The sequence below is a fragment of the Streptomyces sp. NPDC048106 genome (assembly GCF_040706415.1).
GTDB lineage: Bacteria > Actinomycetota > Actinomycetes > Streptomycetales > Streptomycetaceae > Streptomyces.
Genome location: NZ_JBEZND010000009.1, coordinates 15004 through 33891, shown reverse-complemented (window position 1 = coordinate 33891; position 18888 = coordinate 15004). Strand labels below are relative to the sequence as shown.

Here is an 18888-nt window from a genome sequence, read left to right as displayed (position 1 = left end):
CTCACCGGCTCTCCCCGGCCGCGGCGCCACCCGTGGCCGCCCGCGCACCGGCCGCGCCCCGGGAACCCGGTCCGGTCAGGACCCGCGAGTCCGCCGGGTCCCGGAGGGCCGGATCGGTCCCCGCCCGCGGATCCGCCGAGCCCCCCAGGGCCGGATCGAGCTGGACCAAGACCTTGGGCCGGGCCCGCTCGCCGTCCGTCAGACGGGCGAAGGCCGCGTCGAGGCCATCGAGAGGGAAGACCCGGTCGACCAGCGCGTCCAGGTTCACCGCGCCCGATCCCACCAGACCTACCAGCCGGTCCCAGTGACCGAGACCGGACAGCACCCCGTGCAGCGTGACGTCCCGGATGACCAGGCCCGCAGCGTCGAATCCGTCGACGGCGCGGTGCGGCGTCCCGAGTTGGGCCACACGCCCGCCGTCGGCGACCAGCCGGACCGCGGAGCGGACCGCCGCGACGCTGCCGGACGCCTCGATCACCGCGTCGTACGTCTCCTCGTCGTCGGCCGCGGGCTCGGCGGCGGTGAGGCCGAGGTGGTGCGCGAGCTCCCGTGCCCCGGGCTGGGGGTCGTAGACGACGGTGGCGGCACCCACGGCCCGTGCCACCTGGGCCGCGGCGAGCCCCAGGGTTCCCGCGCCGAGGACCGCGACCCGGTCCCGCGCGGTCACCGCGATCCGGTCGACCGCGTGGACCGCCGCGGCGGTCGGCTCCAGCAGCGCGCCGGCGGTGTCGGACAGGGCGTCGGGTATCCGGGTCAGCGTGCTCACCGGGGCCGTGATCAGCTCCGCTCCGGCACCGGGAAGCGGGCCGAGTACGCCGATCTCACTGCGGTCGGGGCAGTATCGGACGCGGTTCGCCCGGCAGTGCGGGCAGCGGCCGCAGACACGGAAGTTGTGCCCGGCGACGCGCTGCCCCAGCAGGACCGGGTCGGCCCCGGGGCCCAGCCCGGTCACCGTGCCGATCCACTCGTGGCCCGGGACGAACGGGTAGCTCTTGAGGCCGTCACGGAGGTAGTTGCTGCTGCCGTCGTAGAACCCGAGGTCCGTGCCGCACAGGCCGAGCAGGCCCACCCGGACCAGGACCTCTCCCGGGCCGGGTTCGGGCGGATCGACCTCGGTGATCGTCACCGCGCGGGGGCCGGTGAGCAGGATGGCTTTCATCATTCGTCCTTGGCGTGGCTGAGTCCGACGGCGGCACGGCACAACGCGATGTCCGTCCGCAGGCGGTTCGGTGAGTGCTGGTAGTCGTTCTCCACGAGTACCGAGCGGGCGCCGGAGCGGCGCAGCAGGCCCGGCAGTGCGGCGAGGACGGTCGTCGGCGTCCCGGTCATGTGGCTGCCCGCGCCTGTACTCACCGCGCCGGCGATCGCGGCATCCTTGACGTGCAGGTCCGGCAGGAGCAGTCCCGCCGCGCCCACGAGACCGGCGAAGCGCAGCGGGTCCTCACCAGCGTCCAGCAGGTTGCCGGTGTCCAGGACCAGACGCAGCGCCGGGTGGTCGACGGACCGGGCCAGCGCGAGGGAGTCGGCGGGCCCCAGGGGTGACTCGTAGGCGAGGGTCAGGCCCGCCGCCGCGGTCCGCTCGCACAGGACGCGCAGCGCCTCGGCGGTGCCGGCCCGCAACCTCTCGGTGACCGGCAGACTCCGCCGGAAGCCGGGGACGTGCAGCACCCAGACGCCCAGCCGCCGCGCGCAGTCCAAGGCACTCTCCAGCAGGGCGACGGCCTCCGGGTTCGCCGCGCCCTGCTCCTGGGCCAGGCCGATGTCGTTGACGTGGTTGACCGCGAGGACGGGCACCGGGATGTCCTTCGTGATCGCCTCGGCCTCTCGCAGCTCACCGGTCTCGGACAGCGGCGGCCCGCGGTGGGCGCCGCCGTAGTCCAGGTGGAGCTGGTCGGCCCCCGCGGCGAGCGCGGCACGCGCCGTCGCCCGCCGGTCCGTGCCGATCCGCCACTGGGGTGCGGCCAAGGCCACCGTGGCGGGGGGCGGAGCGCCTTCCTCGGTGGCCGTCACCGTCCAGCCGCCTGACCCGGCGGTGGTCATCGTCTGCCCGCCCGGCTCAGCCGTCATCGCCGCCTCCCGTCCGTATCGCCGTCTTCAGCACCCGCCGCCCCTCGGCCGCCCTCCGGTCCCCGTCGAGTACGGAGTTGACGAGGTCCGCGGCACCTGCCAGGTCCACCACGTGGGTCAGAACGCCATCGCCGCACGGCTCGCCACCTTGGGCCAGCAGGAGGTGCACCGCCTGCAGCAGATGTCCCCCGGACACCCCGCGGTGTCCGTACAGGACCAGTGGACCGCCCGGCCGGTCGAGGCGATGCACCCGGGGCGGCGCGGGCTCGCCCCCGCAATTGCCGGCGCGCAGGGCGGCGACGTCCACCGGGCCGGCGGACAGCGGGACTGGGCCCGCGGGCAGGCCCGCATGCACATCTACCAGGAGCGTGCCGGGCACATGGCGCTCCACGGTGGTCAGCGCGTCCCTGGTACCGGTGCGCGGCGTGGCAATCACCGCGGCCACCGGTCCCGGCAGGGCGGCGAGCAGCGCGGGCAGATCAGGATCGCCTGGCTCGGTCGCGTCGGTGCCGTGGCCCACTAGCAAGCACCGCAGACCGGGCAGTTCACGCTGCCAGGCGTCGCGGGCGAGCCGTCCCACGATGCCGTCGCCCCACACCACCAGGGCGGCTGGCCGGACCGCCCCGAGGGCGATCTCCCGTCCGTAGAGCACCGAGGCGAGGGGCTCGGCCAGGGCCGCCACCTCCGGACGGTCCGCGCCGTCCGGCACCGGCAGCACCAGGCCGGCGCGCACCGCCGCGGCGGGGACTCGGGTGCGCTCCGCCCACAGGCCGGGCAGGTTGTGCCCGAGCAGGAACGAGGGATCGCCCGGGTGGGTTGGGTTCACGGTGACCAGAGAGCCGGTGCGCAGACCAGTGCCGCCGGGCTCGACGACCCGGGCCACACCCTCGTGGCCCAGCACATGGGTGGAGTCGTCCCGCAGCCCACGCAGGATCTGCCAGTCGGTGCCGCAGACGCCCACGGTCACCGGCGCCAGGAGGACGTCCCCGGGTTCGAGCCGGGGGGTCGGCACCGTGCGGACCGCGACGCGGGTGCGGCCCCGGGCGTCCGCCGGGAGCCGCACCAGCGCGCGGTGGACCGCGGCGCTCACGGCACGATTCCCGGCAGCCAGCGCCCGACGCGCTCCGCGCCGCGCAGCGCGTCGACCGCGCCGGGAGGGCACCACACCAGCCGGTCGGCGAGCCAGTCCCGCTGCCGGCCGCGGTCAGCGTAGGAGGTGGCGCGCCCGAGCTGCCGGTGCAGTTCACCTTGGTAGTGGGCGCCGAGGCCCTCGACGACGCCGCCGCCGAGGCCGAGTAGGTCGAGGTGCGGATCCAGGCACCACAGGGTCCGCAGCATATTGGCCACCGGTTCGACGCACAGCTCAAGGAGCCGCCGTGCCCGGGGGTCGTCCGCCGCGAGCGCCTCCGCAATGCGGTCCGGGAACGTGGGCCCCGTCTCGATGCCCAGCAGTCCGGCCACGCGCGCGATGCCGGGCCCTGACGCGATAGAGGCGAGGTGGTTCGTCGCCCCGCACTCGCACGGCAGGGGTGCCCGCTGGATCTCCGGGCCGGTGCTCATGGCTGGAAGGTGACCGATCTCGCCCTGCAGGCCCCGGCCGTCGACCGGGATCCGCCCCCGCTCCAGATCGGCGACGCGCATCGCGATGCCGCTGCTGACGGTCAGATAGCCGACCCGGCGGACGCCGGGCCGGGCGTGCGTGGCGGCGAAGTCCACCAGGGCGGCCGTGACGTCGTTGACCAGGTGCCAGCTGACGTCGGGCCGGCGCCCGCGCAGCACCGCCGCCAGGTCGTAGGGTTCGGCCTCGGCACCCCACAGCGGCGCCGACCCGAGGACCGTGCCGGTGAGGTGGTCGATGGCCGCGCCGAAGGAGATCGCCGCGTGGGCGCCGGGCGGCGCCGACCGGCACAGCAGCTCCACCATGTCGTCGCGTAGCCGCGCGACCGGCCGGCCGGGGTGGTTGAGCCGGCTGGGCGAGCGAAGGCGCTCGACCGGGGCGCCCGCTCCCCCGGCCCGCAGGCGCACCCAGGTGCCGCCGACGTCCGCCGCGAAGGCGGTCGCCGTCCGGCTCCTGCCGTCGAGGGTCGCCGCCGCACCGGTCATCGCCACTCCCCGGCCCGGCCCACGAGCGGCCCGGACACCGTCAGGGACACTCCCCCGGCCCCGGCCGACGCCGTATCGGCGCGCAGGCCGCGGAAGTCCGGGAACCGTTCCGCCTCCCCGTCGAACGTGTCCAGGCCGCCGATGACCACCGTGCGGGCGCCGCTGGCCAGGCCCGCCCGCACCCCTGCACCGGAGTCCTCGAAGACGATCGTGTCGGCCGGTTCGACGCCAAGCAGGGCGGCCGCCCGCAGATAGCCCTCGGGGTGCGGCTTGCCGTGGACCACGTCATCGGCGCTCACCATGGTCTCGGGCAGGGGCAGGCCCGCCGCGGCGAGCCTGACCTCGGCGAGCCTGCGGCCGGCCGACGTGACGACCGCCCAGGAGCCGGGCGGGAGCGAGGCGAGGAGCGCGCGGGCGCCGGGTATCTCGGTGATCCCGGTGGTCTCCGACTCCTCGTACGCGGATAGCCGCCGGGTCTCCAGTGCCGCCAGCTCCGGGTCGGCGACGAAGTGGCCGACCGTCTCCCGGGTGGGACGGCCGTGCGCGTAGGCGAGGACGTCGCCGAGGTCGGTTCCGTGCCGGACGCTGAAGTCCGCCCAGGTGGACTCGACCAGGGCGGTCGAGTCCACCAGCGTGCCGTCCATGTCGAAGAGCAGCGCCGAGGCGCGCAGGCTCGGACGGGGGGTCTCGGGGGTCGCCGCCGGGGCGGCCGGCTGTGCCTCGGGCATCTGTTCGTTCCTGTCTATCGGAGGGGACGGGCCAGGGGACGGGACTGGGAGATCGGCAGCCCGTCGGCGACGGGCGACCACGTCCCGTCGTCGTGCACGACCAGGGCCTCACCCGCGTACGGCACACCCCGGGTGGCGGCGAGTTCGGCGGCGAGCGGGGCGAACGAGGCCGGGGGCATGTAACCGCTGTAGTCGAAGTCCGGTGACCGGCGGGCGCGGATGCCCGGGGTGTCGACCATGCCCGCGGGCAGCGCCTCGACGAACGTCACCTCGTCCGCGTCGATCTCGCGTGACACGGATTGGACCAGCGAACTCGCCGCGGCCTTGGTGGCGGCGTATCCAGACCGGTGCGGACCGGCGTTGTACACCACCTCGGACGAGATGTGCAGGAAGAGTCCGGGAGCGGCGGCCCGCAGCGCAGGCAGTGTCGCCCTCAGGGTCCTCGCCAGACCGTGCACATTGACGGCGAACTGGTCCAGCCAGTCACTCTCGTCGGTCTCCAGGAAGGGCTCGCGCCGGGCGGTGAAGTAGATCGCCGAGTAGCAGACCAGGGAGACATCGGCGGGCACGTGGTCCCGCAGCGCCTGCTTGGCCTGGGCGGGGTCCCGGAAGTCGAGCCGGTGCCAGACCAGTTGGCCGGCGCCAGGGCCGGCCGGCCTGCCACGGCTGAAGACGTGTGTCTCGATACCCCGCGCGGCCCAGGCATCGGCGACGCCGCGTCCGATGCCGGTCGATCCGCCGACCACGACCGCCGTCGGCGCGCCGCGCTCCGCGCGGCTCACGCGCCAACCTGCTGGGGTACCAGCGACTGGGCCGAGGGGACGTGGTCCCGGGCGTGGTCGCGCAGCAGCCGCGCGGCGTCGCGGAGTTCGCCGGGCGTGACGTCGTTGACGAAGCGGTGCCGTCCGATGCCGATGGGCAGGGGCAGCCGCTGCTGGCCGTCGCGGTGGCGCACCGTGTCCCGCAGGGCCTCCTCCAGCAGCGTCGAGTCCTCCAGGATCTCGTTCCACAGGGGCAGCCCGAGCCCGTGGATCACCCGGTAGACGCGCTCGGCCTGGGCCTCGGCGACATCGCCGCGCAAGGTCGCCAACGCTGTGGTCAGGGCCATGTCGATGACGACCGCCTCGCCGTGCAGCAGCTCGGGCAGGGCGTGCATCTCCAGCGTCGGGCTGAAGGTATGCCCGTAGTCCACGCAGCGCTCGAGCGCGGACTCCCAGAGGTTGGGCTGGAGTTCCTCCAGCATGAGGTGGATGGACTCGGCGACGATGGCGTCCGCGGCTCGGGCCAGTTCCTCGGTCGCCCCCTGGAGCCGGTCGGCGCGGACGGCCGCACCCCGCGACTCCAGCAGGGCAAACAGGTCCTCGGAGCGGATGAGCGCCATCTTCAGGATCTCGGCGAGGCCGTTGCTGATGTGCCGCAGGGACAGACTGCGCAGGAAGGACCGGTCCAGGAAGGTCGCCGTGGCCGGCGCGTAGGTCCCCAGCCGGTTCTTGCCGCGCTCGTAGTTGACCCCGGTCTTGACCCCGACACCGGCGTCGACGAGGCCGACGAGCGTGGTGGGGATGCGGATGTACGGCGTACCGCGCCGGTAGAGACTCGCCGCGAAGCCGACGATGTCAGTCAGCACCCCGCCGCCGACGGCGAGCACCGGCTCCCGGCGCCGGTCGATCCCGAAGTCGTTCATCGCGTCGACGACCCGCGATACGGCGTCCCATTGCTTCACCGACTCGTCGGCACGCAGGGCGACCACCATCACGTCGACCCCATGAGCGTGGAAGAACGCTCGCACCTGGGCGCCATAGAGCGCGTCGACGTTCTGATCGATGACGACGAGCCGCCGGTCACCCGGACGCAGCGGGGCCTCCGGGCATCCGTTCAGCAGGGCGGTGTTGCCCGGTTCGAACAGACCGGTGGAACTGACGACGTGGTAACGCACTTGACGGACGGCCTCGACCGTCCAGGCCGGGCTGCCCCCGACATCCTGACGAAGCCCTTGAGTGAAGACAGTACCGCTACGCATATCCCCTCCAGCGCGAGCTGCCATCTTACGAGCACTACAGGCTCTTTATTGGCTCGCTGTCCAATATAGTAGCAGGAAAGACAGTCGCTATGTCACGCGTGTTACACTTCACCCAAGAGTCGACATAACGAGCGGCATGAGCACTCATGAGGGCAGCCCGGCGGGTAACACGCGCTCTGCAACTCACATGGAGAAACCCCGAGTCGCCGAAGCCTACGGAGGTCACCACCATGGTCACGCTGGCAGAACGCCTGAACTCCTGGTTCGCCGACGCCGCCACCCCGGATGCCGTCGGCCGGCTGCGCGAGCCGTCCACGTCCGAGGTCGCTCGCGCGATCTCCGACGATCCAGGCCATGACGTGACCATCTCCCGGAGCTATCTGACCGCCCTGCGCAACGGCTCACAGACCAACCCGACGGTCAGTGTCCTCTCCGCGATCGTCAAGTACTTCCGGTCCCGGGACATGACCCTGCCGGTGTCGGTGAGCGCCCTCATCACCGAGGAGCCGGCGGCGGGCCCCGCGAAGCCCGCGGACGGCTGGGCAGAGGCGCTCGCCGACCGGCAGGTGCAGTCGATCGCGATGCGGGCCGGCCGACTGACGCCCGAACTGCGCGAGCAACTACTGTCGATCATGGACGTACTGGACAACTCGGCGAAGGCGCCCTCCACCGGGACCACGGAGCCCGCCAACGGCGCTGCGGGAAACGGAGGTTCGAGGAGCGCGGGCGCCACGGACGGCAAGGCGTAGGTGGGAGGCGCGGCGGCTCACCGGCCGGCGGCTCACCCGTCGAGGGACCTTCCGGCGGCCCCCCTCTCGGCGGAGGCACGGGCCGGGGTGTCCGAACGCAGGGCGCGCAGTTCGCCGGAGAGACGGACAAGGGTCCGCAGGTCCTCCTCGTAGTCATGACCGTCGACGCTGCACCGACTGCGGGGTGCGAGAACGAAGACGGCCTCCACTGGTGAACTGCCGTCGGATTCCTGGTCGTCGTGCAGGCGCAGGGCACGCGCAACCAGACGGGCCGACCCCGCCAGATTGTCCTGCGACATCGGCTGGCCCAACTCCTCGGCCGCGAGCCGCAGATAGGGGCCGAGCCGGGTGAGACCGTCCCGGCACTCCACATAACGCCGGTACATGGCAGAGGAGTTGACGACGAAGGCCTGCCGCCAGCGGCCCCGGTGGTTTAGGACCAGTTCGGGGTAGACCGCCACCAGCCGGCGCCACAGTTCCTCAAGTCCCTGGAACTGGCTGCGGTGTTCAATATTTTCCCGCGCGATCTGCACCACGCTGAAGAAGAACGGCAGGCTCAAACCCACACAAACCACGATGGCGGCGACCTGCCCGAAGAGGAAGACATCCGGGTAGTCGATCAGCTGGCCCGGCTCCCGCAGCGTGGGCAGATTCACCCAGAGGAAACGAAAGATGCAGGCGAGGGCCAGCCCCGCCAGACCGACGGTGATGATATTGAGGGACAGCCGCCGCAGCGAACGCCCCCGGCGAGCATGACGTCCCGCCAGGTAGGCACTGGCCGCGTAGCCGAACAGCAGATAGAAGTTGCCGAAGTTGTAGAACGTACGCACGCGCCAGTCGGCGAGATACTGGGATGTCAGCGCGTGATCGCGCAACGGGGCTGGAAGCAGCACCGTCACCGCGAACATCGCCGTCAGGCAGACCAGACAGGCGCCCGTTTCCCAGGGCCACGGCGGCGCCCAGCGCCGGAGCGGACGTTCCCGCAGGAATCCGACCATGAAGCTGAGGCCGAGCAGCACCTCGGCGTTGTAGGTGAACTTGGAGAAGCCCTCGAAGGTGAAGCCGTCGACAAATTGCAGGACCGGCGGCTGGGCCAGTACGTTCCCCGCCCCCATCAGCAGCAGCGCCAGAAAAAGGTGCAGCCGCATGGGATCGCGCAGTCGGCGTCGTATCAAGGCGGGCGTCGTCCAGACCGCACCCCCCAGCAGCGTGGCTATGGCAACGAGGTTGAGCCCGCTCACGCCGCTCCGTCGGTGAGGACGAGGCTGTTGTACACCGAGGGCCGCCACGGCTCGTCCAGTCCGTGACTTCGCATGCGCCGGCTCATCGAGATGGCCTGGTACATGATCGTAGAAGCGATGATCTCGGCGTCGCGCTCGTCCCTGTCGGAGTAGCAGGACCGCTCCACCGCGCCGGGCGGCCGCCCGCCCGCGAGGTCGAACGCGACGATGTGCCCGACCTCGTGGAGAATGATGTGTGCCTGGTGCGCCTTGGTGGTCTTGGCCTGATAGACGATCACATCCTCGGTCTTGCGGGATATCAGCACACCGAACGGTCCGTCGGCCGACAGATCCCACTCCATGAGCCTGATCGGCCGGCCACGCATATCACCCAGTTCCTCGCACAGAGCGGTGACGCTCAGGGGCAGCCGGGGAGTGAGCCGACGCATCAGACGGCGGCTGTACCTACACAGTCTGGCGTCCCGCAGCCGGTTCTCCCGCACACCGCTTAACCGCTCCGAGGCACGACTGACCCGTCGACCCAACACGTGACGCCTCCCCTATGCGACACCAGACTCCAGCCCCGCACATCGACACACTGCGTAGTTCGCACATCCGATCACGGGAAATCTACGCCACGCGATGCCACCCTCCAACGAAACGTGATCAACATCATCCGTTGTAACGAAACTTTCACGCGGGGTAGCGGGCGTGAGGCCGAAACTACGCCGTGGCGAGGGTACTGAACTTGAATTCGTGATGTCGGTCAGTCGTTGATAGTCAGGCCGGTACCGGTGAGGCAGCCGTCGACGATATCGGGCCGGTACTGGATCTGCTTCAGCTTGCGCTTGACGGCTCGGGCGACCTGGGAAAGGGCGGAACACCCGTCAGGTTGAAAACGGCTCAGTGTCCGGCTGCGATCCCGGCCGAACCAGCTTCACCGTGGCCCTGGAGGCCGCGCGCGACACGGTCGTCAGCGCCGCTGGAACGACCGCGGCGGCAGCCCCGACCAAACGCCCCGACCTGGTCGGACACATCGGCACCCGCGTCCTGCGGGCGCTGCTGCCCAAGCGCCGAATGCGGCTGTCCGCTCGCATCGTCAAGTGCGGAACGTCCCCCTATGCCATCTGGAACCGCGATGAGCGACCTCGCGACAGCACGCCGATCACCGCCATCATGATCACCGTGCATCCACCAGCTCTCCCCACCGCGCCATACCTCGGACCGGCTCGCCACCGGTCGCTGGGGGCAGGTCTGCCGGATCCTGACGGAGAACTTCAATCAGGCCATGCACACCCGCGACATCGCAGGAAACCTTGGCCTCACCGCCTCCGGACGCGTACTCAGCGGCTTCAACGCGCAGCTCCACTGCTGGGCACGCAACGGCCGACTCGTACGCACCGGCACCGAGCACGTACAAGCTCCCATTTCCGGAGGTCTTGACAACGTCAACTGAGGCCTAACTTCGCGGCATTGGATACTGGACGCGGTCCGCTATGTGGCCGACAACTGCGTCAAGTGAGCCAACCTGCCCGCCGGCTTCCCGCCGTACCGGCGTGTGCATGCCTTCGCCCGCCACTGGCAGGTGACAGGTCTGCTCGCCGAGCTCCACGACCGGCTGCGCGACCGCATCCGGGCCAAGGAAGGCCGCGCGGTGGACCCGACGGCCGCGATTGTGGACTCACAGTCGGTGCGGGCAGCGGTGAACATCCCGCGCTCGACGTGGATGCTCATGCGCTGCGTCGGCAGGGCTGGACGATCTCGGCCATCGCCCGGCACTTGGGTCGGGGCCGCAAGACGATCCGCGCCTATCTGAACGGCGAGCGGCTTCCTGGCTATCGGCATCGGTCTGGGACGCGTTCGTGCCGTTCCTGGACTACTGCCGCCAGCGGCTGGCGGACGAGGCTGCGCCGGCTCACCGCAGCCAGCGACCGCAGAGCCGTCGTCGATCCTCGGGAGCCCGCAATCCCGCATCGGCCGAACGCCAGTTACTCGACATCCAGGTTCCAGCGCCCTCGTCGACAGCAGGGTTCGAGGAGCCCGTGTTGCCGTTCGATCAGGGCGGACCACTGGTGCACAGGCTCCAGCCCACGCCGCGCCGCCTCACCCCGGATAAACCGAAAGGGCGTCCGTCAGCAGCGGGAGTCCTCTGGGACTTTTCTGGGACTTCCGGCCCCATCAACCGACATGAGCGTGAAACAGTCGAAAGGTCATTCGTGCAGGTCAGCAGCCGTCGCTCGCCCATCGCGGCAGGTCACGGCGTTCGCCCGTCTCTTCCGGGACATCTGACCAGCAGGACTCAATACGTCTGCGCTCAGCGTCGTCTACCCTCGGCGCCCCGTTGATACTCGCCGCCTTGACATGGTCTGACCTGCCCGAGAGGCAGCCTGACATTCCATCAGAACGAGCGTCAAATGAGCGTTACGAGAGTCATTTCAGCGTCAAGATATCGCCCGTAACGCCCACACGGCACATAATGCGCGCGGGCAAAACCCCAGGTCAGGAGCCCTTCGCGGCCGGTTCGAGGATCGCGACACACTCCACGTGGTGGGTCATCGGAAAGATGTCGGCCTGGAAGCGGTCAAGAAAGCAGCAGGTCAGAGATGCTTTGGGGTCCCTAACGAGGACCGTCGGGCGCCCGGAGCGTCAAATGAGCGTCATGGCCCTACGTCGGTTCGGTATCGGCAACCACGGGGCCGAGGTGTTCCACATGCAGTGATCGCCGAAGAAGCACGTCTGCTGGTGCGTGACGTAGCACTTGGCGAGGAACTCGACGAAGTGAGTGCCCTGGTCCGACGGACCCTGATAGTTCTTGAACTTCCGCGCAAAACTGGTCGCCACGTACGGAGCGCCCCGCATCAACGCGTAGTCCGGGGTTCTCAACCCACCGGCAGTACGGCGGCCCTCGCGCCGAACCTCCGCCAGGAGAAGACCGTGAACAGGCCCGCGCGTCGGTGCCGGGAAGTAACCTGAACAACTCAGGTGTGTGACCGTGATGTTGTCGCCCGAGCAAGGTACGGACGGCACGGAGATCGGCGACGGGAGCGGCGGAGCTGTGGCGTACCGGGTGCGGGAAGTGGAGATCGGCGGCGAGACTGTCCTCGCCCGAGTGGAGACACTCGACCCGGACGAGGTGGATCTGCGCAAGCGGCTCACCGAATACGGCGAGGAGGAGGAGGTCACGGCCCTCGACACCCTGATGGAACGGGTCGACAGCGTCCAGCGGGTGATCCGGTCGGTCGGCACCTCCGTGCTCGAAGCCGCCCGCGAGGCCGCCCACCCCGACGAGGTGAGCGTCTCGTTCGGTGTCGAGCTGGCGGCCAAGTCCGGTAAGGCGGTCGCGTTTCTCGCCGACGGCGAGGCCAAGGCCGCCCTCAACGTCACGCTCACCTGGCGGCCTGGCGACCGGAACGACGGTACGACCGCCGGTGCGCAGGGGAATGCCTGACCAGATTCCGCGCCTGGACCGGCTGGCCAGGGCGGCAACGGCGGCGATCGGTGCACAGGACGGCAAGCACTGGGGGTCCGCCGGGCTGATCGCACCCGGCTGGGCGCTGACCGCAGCCCATGTAGTCCGGGCCGCGGGAACCGCCCCGTACACCGTCACCCTATGGAACGGCCGCTCGATCCCGGCGAGGACCGGCTATCTGCTGTCCGGGGTGCCCGACAGCGGCCCCGTCCCCGCGGAGTCGGACATCGCTCTCGTACGCCTGCTGGAGGACGACACCGATCACGCCTGTGTCTGGCTCAGCGACCGTGGCGACCCGCCCTCGCGCGAGGTGCGGGCCTACGGCTGGTACGTCGCCGGCGGCAAGCGCGGCGAGGAACTGCTCGACTGGAACGGCGTCTGCGTGGTCGCCGGGAACGACGGTCCCTACAGCTTCCGCCTCGGTCCGCAGACGGAGATTCCGAAAGGGGCTTCCGGGGGACCGGTCATCGACCTCTCGCAGGGCGCCCTTGTCGGCCTGACCAAGGCCAGCAGACGCACGTCCGAGGGCGACATCAAGGACGGCGGCCGGGCCGTGCGCAGCACTCTGCTGCGGGAGTTCGTCAGCCCCGTCGTCGTGGACCCCGACCATGCCCTCGGGCCGGACCCGTACCACGCCCTGATCTGCGCCCATGACCGATGGCACGCCGAGAGCGACCTCCGCGACGGATGGACGGACGTCCAGGGCGAGCTGCCGGGCAACGGTCTGCCGGACAGCACCACCTCCTGGTCGCCGGGCGACCGGCTGGAGCTATTCGAGCTGCTGGCCGCTCTCCCGGCGCCCGACGACCCGACGCTGGTGCGGAGCCTACTTCGCGTGGTGTTCCACAACCGCGCGAAGTTCCCGGCCACTTCCGCCCTCCGACACTGGCGGGACGGGCACGGCGAGATCCATCAGTACCGGATGCAGTTCACGATCGAGGCCCTGCCCTATCTGCGGTACGCCAAGCTCGTCGCCCTCGCCGTCGCATCGATGCCGGGCGGGGCGTCCACGGCGGTCGACCTGGACCGCTGGGTGGGACGCCGCATGCGCCGCCTGGGTCTGGAGGCGGACGTCAGCGTGGCCGAGGTCACCCTGCCCGGGCGGGTCGACGGAGACATCACCGTGCGGGGCGGGACGAACGCGACGGGGATCCTGGTGCTCCCCGGCGGGCATGCCCAGGACCCGCCGCTCGCCGCAGAGCCCGTACAGGTCGGCATCCTCGTCGCCCGGCCGGGCGACGGGCCCAGCGTGCTGCTGGAGCTCGAACCCTCCCTCTGGTCGCCCTCGGTCGCCTTCCACTGGCGGCTGCGGGTCCTCGACCCCGAGCAGGACGACGACGCGGTCGTCGACGCCGACGAGAACGGCGACGGGGTCCCGCCGGACGACCTGCCGCTCCGGCTCCAGCGCCCGCTGGCCCGGCTCTTCCTCCAGTTGGACACCCCCGAACGCCACGCCCCGCTGGAGGTCGTCCTCCCGCCCGAGCACTTCGACCTAGCCGTACAGCACTGGCTGCCGCAGGCCGCCGTCACCGACCTGGACCTCTCGGACCCCGCCTGCTGGCCGCTGGGCGTACGCCGGCAGGTCGTCGTACGGGACGCGTCCCGCCGAGGCGGCGTCGACCCCCTATGGGAGATGCGGTGGAAGGAGACGGCCGCGGCGGCGCCGCTGCGTGCCCTGCCTACGCCGCAGCCCGGCCGGCTGCTGCGCCGCGCAGGTCTCGCCGGTGCCGGGCCCGACCAGGTCCCGGTGGTCTGCCGGCCGGCCGCCGACGCCACCGGCCGCGAGGTCCTGCGCCTGGCCCTGGAGACCGGGCACGGCGTCTTCCTGTGGAACGCCGGGCCCCACCCTCCGGACGGATGTGACGAGCGGTGCCGCAGCTTCAGCGGCAACGCCGCCCGACTGCTGGCGGACGCGGGCTCCGCGGCCGAGCTGCCCGAGCGGCTGCGCGTCCTGCGCGAGCGGATCCACCGCCGCGATCCGCACGCCTACTGGGCCAAGCCCTTGGCCCTGATGTACGACGACGCCGACCGGCCCCTCACCGAGCCCGCAGGTGTTCTCGACGCACCTTGATCCTTGCCCGCACTCCGCCGCCCCCGCTTCCCGCACCGAAGGAGTTCCGTGAACAGCGACTGGTTCATCTACCAGGGCGTGAGCGAACCGCATGACGGCATCAGCCGGCTGCCCCCGCCACCCCCCTGGCGCACGTTCGACGGTGAGCTCGCGGGGTCACCGCCGGCCCCCCCGCTCGACAGCGCCTCCACTCGCAGGCTCGGTACGTCCCGGGGCCGGTTCGCCGTCCGTGGCCCGTTGGACGAACTCGAACTGATCAACGCGGCCCTGTATCTGCGCCGCCCGTTGCTGATCACCGGCGACCCCGGCACCGGCAAGAGCACGCTCGCCCACTCGATCGCGCACGAGCTCAAACTCGGTCGCTTGCTGCAGTGGCCCATCGTCAGCCGCAGCACGCTGCGCGACGGGCTCTACCAGTACGACGCCATCGGCCGGCTCCAGGAGTCCCAGCTGCCCGGCACCACCGACACCGGCATCGGCCGCTATCTGCGGCTCGGTCCGCTCGGCACCGCGCTCCTGCCCGCAGAGCGGCCTCGCGTGGTGCTGATCGATGAACTCGACAAGGGCGATGTCGACTTGCCCAACGACCTCCTCAACGTGCTGGAGGAGGGGGAGTTCGCCATCCCGGAGCTGGAGCGCGTTCGCCGGGACGACGAAGGCGGGACGGTATCCGTACTCACCCACGACGGGTTGTCCGCGACGGTCGTGGACGGGCGCGTGCGCTGCCGTGAGTTCCCCGTGGTGGTGATGACCAGCAACGACGAACGAGACTTCCCCGCCCCGCTGCTGCGTCGCTGCATCCATCTCGACATGCGCACCCCGAACGCCGACCGGCTCGCAGCGATGGTCCAGGCACACTTCGGCAGCGCGTCCGCGGAGGAGAATGAGGACATCATCGAGCGGTTCCTCTCCGCGTCGCCCGGCGGGCTGCGTGCCGCCGATCAGCTCTTGAACGCGATCTATCTGACGCAGTACAGCGCCCAGGAGGATCCTGTGGGGCGCGAGCGCCTCGCGGACCTGCTGATGCGTCCGTTCGGACCGGGTCGACCATGAGCACGGAACCGGGAACGCCCGGAGCCGCGCGACCGGGGGAGAGGGGGACGCCCCCGGGCCAGGACACCGAACCGGCCCGCCCACCGGTGGAGGAGCTGGTGCGCAGGCTCACCGGCGCGGGCCTGTCCACGGCCCCTGACACGGTCGCGGACGCTCTGTGGCTGGCCCGGTTCGTCTCGCCTTCCCCCATGGGGCCCGGAGACGCCGGGACGGAGGCGCCGCCTCCCACGCCCGGGAACGCGCCCGCCGCGTCCGCCGCCGCCCTGCCGCCCTCGCCCCTGCCCGACCTCGGTGCCAGCCCGGAGGACGAACACTTGGTGCGTGTGCGGGCGCAGGCTGGCCAGGCCGCCGCCTCGGTCGGCGTCCAGCTGCCGGGCGGCACCGCGTTGCCGGACACCCAGCCGCTGCGCCGCGCCCTGCGCCCGCTCCGGCACTACAGCCCGCCGACGGGGGCGCCCTCCGATCCCGCGCTCGACGAGGCCGCCACAGCCGAACTCGCCGCCGAGACCGGCTTCCTCCTGCCCGTACTGGAGAGATGGGATCGGCCCGCGGCGCGTCTCCAGCTCCTCATGGACGTCTCCACCTCGATGGCGCCCTGGCACCAGCTGCTGCGCGAACTCCGGCGTGCCTGCGGACGTTCGGGTGCCTTCCACGACATCGCCGTGCACTACTTGCACGAACTCCCCGGCACCGGGACGGTCGTGGTCTCCAGTTCCCCCCGCCCGGACTCCGTGTCCACCCCGGCCACCGGACTCCGCGACGCAGCCGGGCGGACGATCACCCTGCTCCTCTCCGACTGCACGGGCCCGCTCTGGCGCAGCGGCCGTATGCAGCGCGACCTCCACCGGCGGGCACAGGCCGCACCCGTCGCCGTACTCCAGCCGCTGCCACAGCGCATGTGGTCACGCACCCACCTGCCGCCGGTCCCGGGCACCCTGCGGCGGCAGGAACGCAGTGCCGGCTGGGACTTCCGCGCCCACGGCCAAGAGCCGCCCGATCCGGCGTCGAACGCACTCGCCGTCCCAGTCCTCTCGCCGACGCCTACGGCGCTCGGGGCCTGGTCCCGCGTGCTGGCGGGCACTACCCCGGTGGTCAGAGGAGCCGCCGCCTGGGTGCTTCCCCGCCACCTGGCCTCCCGTGCACCGAGGGCCGCCACTGCCGTGAGCGACCCCGCACGCCTCCTGCGCGCCTTCTTCACGGCCGCCTCGCCTGACGCCGTCCGGCTCGCGCACTACCTGGCCACCGCCCCCCTCATCCTTCCGATCATGCGCCTCGTGCAGCGGGTGATGCTGCCTCACACCGGCCCCTCCGAGCTGGCGGAGGTGCTGCTCAGCGGCCTCCTCGTACGTCGTCCCGAGGCATCGGCTGATATCGACGACATCTTCTTCGACTTCCAGGACGGTGTGCGGGAGCAACTGCTCCACAGGGTCGACCGCGGCGAGGCCGCCCTTGTCCTGCGCGAGGTCTCGCACTACGTGGAGCGCCAGTTCGGCCGTGGCACCCGGAACTTCCCGGCGCTCGCCGCGACTTACCTCGACGGCACCACCGGACACATGAGCGACGTGGCGGGAGCGGGCAAGGGGTACGCGCACCCGGCCGAGCAGGCGTTCGCCCACGTGGCAAGCCAGGTGCTCCGACGCTTCTACCCAACCGCGAGCGATTCGCCCCGCCCTGCGTCGGTGGAGTCCGCCGGACCCGTCCGGCTGCTCAACTCCGAGTGGTTCGCCCACTTCCGGCGCGCTGACCGCCATCTGCACCGTTACGACGAGGACGGTGCCGTACGCGATCTGGAGGAGGCCATCCGGCTGCTCCGCGTGTTGCGGGAAAGCCCGTGCGACAACACACGGTCCACATGGCTGCGCGGGCTCCTCTCCGGCGCGCTGCTGCGCCGCTGGCGGGCCCTCGGCATGCCGGAGGATCTGACCAACGCGGTGGAGACGGCCTACGAGGGCGCCCGACTGCGGGACCCGAACCGCCCGGTCGTGCCTGGCGACTTCGTTACCACCGGAGCCTTGGGGGACGCGCTCGTCGCCTTGGCGGGCGAGCATGACAGGACGGAGGACTGGACGCGACTCGTCCCCCCGGAGCTGCTGGGGGGCCCGCCCGGGCATCCCAGCCCATCCTGGGCGGAGTACGGGCTGCTGACGCGGGCGGCGGACGCCTACGGAGTCGTGGCGGACCATCCCGATCAGGAGGTCCACACGGAGCATGCCGAGCGCAGGGCCGCCACGATGGTGCTGGCGGCCGACGCGCTGGCCCGAATTCCCGCCGGGGAGGCTGGTGACGACAACACGCTCGCCGTCGACTATGAGGGATGTCTCGCCGGCGCCCTGGCTCTGCTTGAGCACGGACCCGCCAAGGATGCGACTCTCCTAGCAACGACCGCGATGAAGCTGGCCCGTCACTTCAACGGGCAGGGCCCTCTCATCCGCTCCGAACGGCCCGATCTGGCGGAGGGCCACGCCCGTAAGGCCGCCTCGGCACTGGCCGAGCTGCTGGCGGACCAGACCGAGCGGCTGGGCCCCGACCACCACGACACCCTCGCCACCCTTCGGAGGCTCTCCTTCTGGCAGCGGTGGACCAGGGACAGCGACCGGCCGCGCGAGGCGCACGGCCCGATCCCCACCCGTACCCGCGACGACGAGGCCCTTCCGCCCGGCCAGCGTTCGGTGGCGGGCTGGCCCACGCGCCACTACGGCCCTGTCCCGAAGTTCAAGCCGGAGCGGTGGGACTTCCGCGTCTTCGGCGCCACGGCCTCCGGCGACAAGCACATCTGGAGCTTCGAGGAGTTCACCGAGCTGCCGCTGTCGACGGTCGTGGCCAACCTGCACTGCGTCTCCGGCAAGACGGTTCCGGACAACGAATGGTCGGGGGTGGCCACGTCGACCCTACTGGCGCTCGCCCCTCCCGCGCCGGACGTCACCCACGTCATGGTCTGGGCCGAGTACGGCTTCAGTGCCAACCTCCGCCTGCGCGAATTCGCCTCCGACCAGTCGCTCCTGGCGCGGTTCCGCAACAGGGAGGCCCTGACACCGGAGCACGGATTCCCGGTCCGGCTGGTGGTACCCCCACTGTACGGCTGGAAGGGCCCCAAGTGGGTCCGGGGCATCGAGTACATGACGCGTGACCGCAGGGGGTTCTGGGAGGAGCGCGGCTACCACAACATCGGCGAGGTCTGGCGCGAGCAGCGCTACAGCTATCAGGAGGAGCCGGGTGAAGGGCCAGTCCTGTAGAAGGGCGCCTACCTCTCGTAAGAGGCCCCAACACCCCTCGATCGGCGCCCCTTTCACCTATGTGGGCGACCCCGTCGGGTGGTACCGGAGTGATGCAATGAGCAGCGTCCGCACCGCAGGCCGACTTGCTGCGCGAGATCGCGGCGGCTTCTGATGCCGCGTATATCCCACCCGC

General features: G+C 71.2%; 14 protein-coding genes and 1 pseudogene. 6 read left to right on the top strand and 9 right to left on the bottom strand.

Translation table 11 applies throughout. The features are described from left to right. Position 1: 1 nt before the first annotated feature. The 7 genes from AB0927_RS11620 to AB0927_RS11590 are packed head-to-tail and all read right to left on the bottom strand — an operon-like array spanning position 2 to position 6918. On the bottom strand, positions 2-1162 hold the full coding sequence (locus tag AB0927_RS11620) for an alcohol dehydrogenase catalytic domain-containing protein (protein ID WP_366667372.1): 1161 nt from the start codon (positions 1160-1162) through the stop codon (positions 2-4). Continuing rightward, complete coding sequence (locus tag AB0927_RS11615; protein WP_366667371.1) at positions 1159-2067, bottom strand: TIM barrel protein; 909 nt, start codon at positions 2065-2067, stop codon at positions 1159-1161. Before AB0927_RS11615 ends, AB0927_RS11620 begins: the two co-directional genes overlap by 4 nt. Continuing rightward, on the bottom strand, positions 2057-3157 hold the full coding sequence (locus AB0927_RS11610; RefSeq protein ID WP_366667370.1) for an alcohol dehydrogenase catalytic domain-containing protein: 1101 nt from the start codon (positions 3155-3157) through the stop codon (positions 2057-2059). Before AB0927_RS11610 ends, AB0927_RS11615 begins: the two co-directional genes overlap by 11 nt. Further along, positions 3154-4170, bottom strand: coding sequence for an ROK family protein (locus tag AB0927_RS11605; RefSeq protein ID WP_366667369.1), 1017 nt, complete (start codon positions 4168-4170; stop codon positions 3154-3156). The genes AB0927_RS11610 and AB0927_RS11605 overlap by 4 nt, the downstream gene beginning before the upstream one ends. Next, entirely contained in the window at positions 4167-4898 is a 732-nt protein-coding gene (locus AB0927_RS11600; RefSeq protein WP_366667368.1) for an HAD-IA family hydrolase, read from the bottom strand. Before AB0927_RS11600 ends, AB0927_RS11605 begins: the two co-directional genes overlap by 4 nt. Before the next feature lie 14 nt (positions 4899-4912). Beyond that, a complete protein-coding gene (locus AB0927_RS11595; protein WP_366667367.1) occupies positions 4913-5680 on the bottom strand; it encodes an SDR family oxidoreductase in 768 nt (255 codons plus the stop codon). Then, positions 5677-6918: a sedoheptulose 7-phosphate cyclase gene (locus AB0927_RS11590; RefSeq protein WP_366667366.1), complete on the bottom strand. Its 1242-nt coding sequence runs from the start codon at positions 6916-6918 to the stop codon at positions 5677-5679. The genes AB0927_RS11595 and AB0927_RS11590 overlap by 4 nt, the downstream gene beginning before the upstream one ends. Before the next feature lie 230 nt (positions 6919-7148). On the opposite strand from AB0927_RS11590, the gene AB0927_RS11585 reads away from it, so the two are divergent. Continuing rightward, positions 7149-7667: a hypothetical protein gene (locus tag AB0927_RS11585; RefSeq protein ID WP_366667365.1), complete on the top strand. Its 519-nt coding sequence runs from the start codon at positions 7149-7151 to the stop codon at positions 7665-7667. A gap of 32 nt (positions 7668-7699) precedes the next feature. Here AB0927_RS11585 and AB0927_RS11580 read toward each other — a convergent pair whose 3' ends face one another. Both AB0927_RS11580 and AB0927_RS11575 read right to left on the bottom strand, forming a co-directional pair. Beyond that, positions 7700-8908 carry an MAB_1171c family putative transporter gene (locus tag AB0927_RS11580; protein ID WP_366667364.1) on the bottom strand — a complete coding sequence of 403 codons (1209 nt, stop codon included), beginning with the start codon at positions 8906-8908 and terminating at the stop codon, positions 7700-7702. Further along, on the bottom strand, positions 8905-9249 hold the full coding sequence (locus AB0927_RS11575) for a hypothetical protein (RefSeq protein ID WP_366667363.1): 345 nt from the start codon (positions 9247-9249) through the stop codon (positions 8905-8907). The genes AB0927_RS11580 and AB0927_RS11575 overlap by 4 nt, the downstream gene beginning before the upstream one ends. 2633 nt (positions 9250-11882) lie before the next feature. Between AB0927_RS11575 and AB0927_RS11570 the strand changes: the two genes are divergently transcribed. From AB0927_RS11570 to AB0927_RS11550, 5 genes and pseudogenes are all read left to right on the top strand, one after another. Beyond that, positions 11883-12335 carry a CU044_2847 family protein gene (locus AB0927_RS11570; protein ID WP_366667594.1) on the top strand — a complete coding sequence of 151 codons (453 nt, stop codon included), beginning with the start codon at positions 11883-11885 and terminating at the stop codon, positions 12333-12335. Next, the gene (locus AB0927_RS11565; RefSeq protein ID WP_366667362.1) at positions 12328-14427 is read left to right on the top strand and encodes a trypsin-like peptidase domain-containing protein; all 2100 of its coding nucleotides are present in this window, start codon (positions 12328-12330) and stop codon (positions 14425-14427) included. Before AB0927_RS11570 ends, AB0927_RS11565 begins: the two co-directional genes overlap by 8 nt. A 48-nt stretch (positions 14428-14475) precedes the next feature. Beyond that, the gene (locus AB0927_RS11560; protein WP_366667361.1) at positions 14476-15480 is read left to right on the top strand and encodes a MoxR family ATPase; all 1005 of its coding nucleotides are present in this window, start codon (positions 14476-14478) and stop codon (positions 15478-15480) included. Continuing rightward, positions 15477-16964 (top strand): annotated as a pseudogene (locus AB0927_RS11555) (SAV_2336 N-terminal domain-related protein); the annotation flags it as partial. The gene AB0927_RS11560 and the pseudogene AB0927_RS11555, both read left to right, overlap by 4 nt. A 1134-nt stretch (positions 16965-18098) precedes the next feature. Further along, on the top strand, positions 18099-18713 hold the full coding sequence (locus AB0927_RS11550; protein ID WP_366667593.1) for a molybdopterin-dependent oxidoreductase: 615 nt from the start codon (positions 18099-18101) through the stop codon (positions 18711-18713). Positions 18714-18888: the final 175 nt, after the last annotated feature.